The organism is Megasphaera sp. AF13-6AC (assembly GCF_027685385.1).
GTDB classification, from domain to species: domain Bacteria; phylum Bacillota; class Negativicutes; order Veillonellales; family Megasphaeraceae; genus Megasphaera; species Megasphaera micronuciformis.
The window spans coordinates 1-1130 of record NZ_JAQCUN010000238.1 but is presented as its reverse complement, the minus strand read 5'-3'; the positions used below and the strand labels follow the sequence as shown (position 1 = coordinate 1130).

Genomic DNA, 1130 nt, shown 5'->3' with positions numbered 1-1130 from the left:
GTATGGTCCGTACCCGACATAGTCGGATCATTGCCGTGATCGGACGTAATCATTACAAGTTCATCGTCTTGCAACAAGGGCAAGAGTTCGCCCAACATGGAATCGAAGTCTTCCAGGCATTTTGCATATCCCTGTGCGTTGCGCCGATGACCGTACATACTGTCGAAGTCGACAAAGTTGACCATGAGCAGGCCTTCCTTGTCTCGATGTCTCTTCAATTCGCGAATAAGAAAATCCATATCTTCCCGATTATTTGCCGTATGATGGCTTTCCGTAAGGTCGATATGAGCATAAATATCACCGATTTTACCGACGCCGATGACTTCATATCCCTTTTCTTTTAAATAGGAAAAGACCATTTTCCGCTCCGGCAGACGACTGTAATCCTGACGGTCTCCCGTACGCACGAAATTCCCCGGTTCTCCCACAAAGGGACGGGCAATAACACGACCCACTTCGTACGGCCCTACGCATACTTCCTTACGTGTCACTTTGCAAATACGGTAGAGTTCTTCCAGGGGAATGACATCCGTATGAGCCGCAATCTGAAAGACACTGTCTGCCGATGTATAGACAATGGGCTTTTTCGTCTTCAAATGTTCAGGACCGAGGCGAGCAATAATTTCCGTTCCCGACGCCACTTCGTTACCGAGCCAACCGTGTCCCGTTTTTTTCGTAAACGTATCCAGTAAATCTTGCGGGAAGGCGTCGTAAAAGACGGGGAAAGGATTTTCTACGGAATTTCCCATAAATTCCCAGTGGCCGCTCGTCGTATCCTTGCCGTTGGAGATTTCTCTCATACGTCCGTACGAACCGACGATTTTCACGCCTTCGGGATGAATGTGTGTCGCCTTTTCCCAACCGAGGCGAGCAATAATTTCCGTTCCCGACGCCACTTCGTTACCGAGCCAACCGTGTCCCGTTTTTTTCGTAAACGTATCCAGTAAATCTTGCGGGAAGGCGTCGTAAAAGACGGGGAAAGGATTTTCTACGGAATTTCCCATAAATTCCCAGTGGCCGCTCGTCGTATCCTTGCCGTTGGAGATTTCTCTCATACGTCCGTACGAACCGACGATCCCTTTGCGGTTAAGGAGAGCCGCCGCGATCTTACTGGTCGGGCTGGGTTTCGG

Annotated in this window: 1 protein-coding gene; it reads right to left on the bottom strand. The window is 49.6% G+C overall.

Annotated elements, in window-relative coordinates; translation table 11 throughout:
* On the bottom strand, positions 1-1055 hold a 1055-nt coding region (locus tag PGX78_RS08485), incomplete at its 3' end, for a phosphopentomutase (RefSeq protein ID WP_270446516.1).
* Positions 1056-1130 lie beyond the last annotated feature (75 nt).